Annotated in this window: 3 protein-coding genes; 1 reads left to right on the forward strand and 2 read right to left on the reverse strand. The window is 72.9% G+C overall.

Going from position 1 to position 2,058, the window contains the following annotated elements:
- Both ACE3Q3_RS24135 and ACE3Q3_RS24140 read right to left on the reverse strand, forming a co-directional pair.
- On the reverse strand, positions 1-692 hold a 692-nt coding region (locus ACE3Q3_RS24135; RefSeq protein ID WP_374450376.1), incomplete at its 3' end, for a tetratricopeptide repeat protein.
- On the reverse strand, positions 692-1,327 hold the full coding sequence (locus tag ACE3Q3_RS24140; protein ID WP_374450378.1) for a UbiX family flavin prenyltransferase: 636 nt from the start codon (positions 1,325-1,327) through the stop codon (positions 692-694). The genes ACE3Q3_RS24135 and ACE3Q3_RS24140, both read right to left, overlap by 1 nt.
- 217 nt (positions 1,328-1,544) lie before the next feature.
- Between ACE3Q3_RS24140 and ACE3Q3_RS24145 the strand changes: the two genes are divergently transcribed.
- A partial coding sequence (locus ACE3Q3_RS24145; RefSeq protein WP_374450380.1) for a M81 family metallopeptidase occupies positions 1,545-2,058 on the forward strand: 514 nt, incomplete at its 3' end.

Raw genomic sequence — 2,058 nt, forward strand, 5'->3', positions numbered from 1 at the left:
GGCGGCTGGGTCTGGGCGGTTTCGGCAGACGCGAGCGCGGCCGGCGCCGGCCGGGCCGCCGGCGGTGTGGGGCGGGCCGGCGGGGTTGCGGCGGTGGCCGGTGCCGGCGGCGGGGCGGGTGCTGCGGCCGGCGGCGTCGCGGGCGCGGCGGCGGCGACGGCCGGCTTCTCGGCCTCCTTCTCGGCGAGGTGGGCGCGCGCGGCGGGCAGACCGGCGGCCGCGGCCTTGCGCATCCACTGCTCGGACAGGTTGGGGTTGATGCCGCGGTAGTCCGGGTCGACGAGCAGCAGCGCCAGCAGGTATTGCGCCTGCGGGATTCCCTTCTCGGACGCCAGTTCGAGCCATTTGGCGGCCGCGTCGAGGTCGCGGGGGGACCCGAGCAGGCCGCGCGAATGCAGGATGCCGAGATTGTAGGCGGACTTGGCGTGCCCGGATTCCGCCGCCGTCAGGTACCATTGCGCGGCGCGCTGGGCGTCGGGTTCGATGCCGCGCCCCTTCTCGTACATGAGGCCGAGGTTGAACTGGGCGGCGACGTCGCCTTTGCGGGCGAGCGGCGTCCAGACGCGGATCGCCTCGGCGAAGTCGCCGCGGTCGTAGGCGGCGACGCCCTGGTCGAAATCCGCCTGCTGGGCCGCGGCCGGCAGGGTGGCGGCGAGGGCGAGCGCCAACGCGGCGGCGGCGAGGCGGGCCATCAGGCGCCGTCCTGGCCGGCCGTGCGGCGGAACCGGCGCACCGGCGCGGTGCCGTCGGCAGGCGTCTCGCCCCAGCGGCGAACGAGGTCGGGGCCGGGGAGGTCGAGGTCGAAGAGGTCGAGGGCGCGGCCGACCGTGTGGTCCACCAGGTCGTCGACGCTCTCGGGGCGGGCATAGAAGGCCGGTACGGGTGGCATGATGATGGCTCCCATCTCCGCCAGTTGCGTCATGGTCCGCAGGTGGCCGACATGGAGCGGCGTCTCGCGCACCAGCAGCACCAGCCGCCGGCGCTCCTTCAGGACGACGTCGGCGGCCCGCGCGAGCAGGCCCGAGGTCACCCCGGTCGCGATCTCGCTCATGCTGCGCACCGAGCAGGGCGCCACGATCATGCCGAGAGTGCGGAAGGAGCCGGACGAGATCGCCGCCCCCATGTCGTCGGCGCGGTGGACGACATCGGCCAGGGCATGGATGTCGGCCACCTTGCGCGCCATCTCGTAGGCGAGCGTCACCTCCGCCGACCGGGTCATCACCAGGTGGGTTTCGATCGGCGTGTCGCGCAGCACTTCCAGCAGCCGCACCCCGTAGACGATGCCCGAGGCGCCGCTGATGCCGACGACGAGGCGGCGGTTCGTCAATGTCCCAGCGCTTCCGGTGGTTGGCGGGCGCGACGAATGTTGCGCGCGAACCCCGGACCGTCAAGCCGAGCGCCCGCTCCCGTCCGCTGCGGGCGGATTACCCGCATCCGCCCGCACCTTGCCGTCGCATCCCGCGGCCGGCCCATGATAGCGTTCCCACCCCGCCCGGCGATCTGTGCCGGACCGCCTGCCGCCAATGCCCCGAGAGACCCTGCCGATGAAGTGCTTCACCGCCTCCCTGGGAACGGAGACGAACACCTTCTCGCCCATGCCGACCAGCATGGCGAGCTTCAAGGAGGGCTTCTATGCCCGCCCGGGCGAGCATCCCGATCGCCCGACCAACTGCACCTCGCCGCTGTGGGCGGCCCGCAAGCGCGCCAGGACCAAGGGCTGGACCGTGGTCGAGGGCACCTGCTCCTTCGCCCAGCCGGCCGGCCTGACCGTGCGCAAGGCCTACGAGGAACTGCGCGACGAGATCCTGGACCAGCTTCGCGCCGCCCTGCCGGTCGACATCGTGCTGATGGGCCTGCACGGCGCGATGGTCGCCGACGGCTACGACGATTGCGAGGGCGACATCCTCGCCCGCATCCGCGAGATCGTCGGTCCGGACGTGCCGATCGGCTGCGAGCTCGACCCGCACTGCCACCTGACGAAGCAGCGGCTGGCCGCCGCCGATGTCATCATCTGCTTCAAGGAGTTCCCGCACACCGACTTCGTCGAGCGCGGCGAGG

The organism is Allostella sp. (assembly GCF_041913585.1).
In the GTDB taxonomy this organism is placed as follows: domain Bacteria; phylum Pseudomonadota; class Alphaproteobacteria; order ATCC43930; family Allostellaceae; genus Allostella.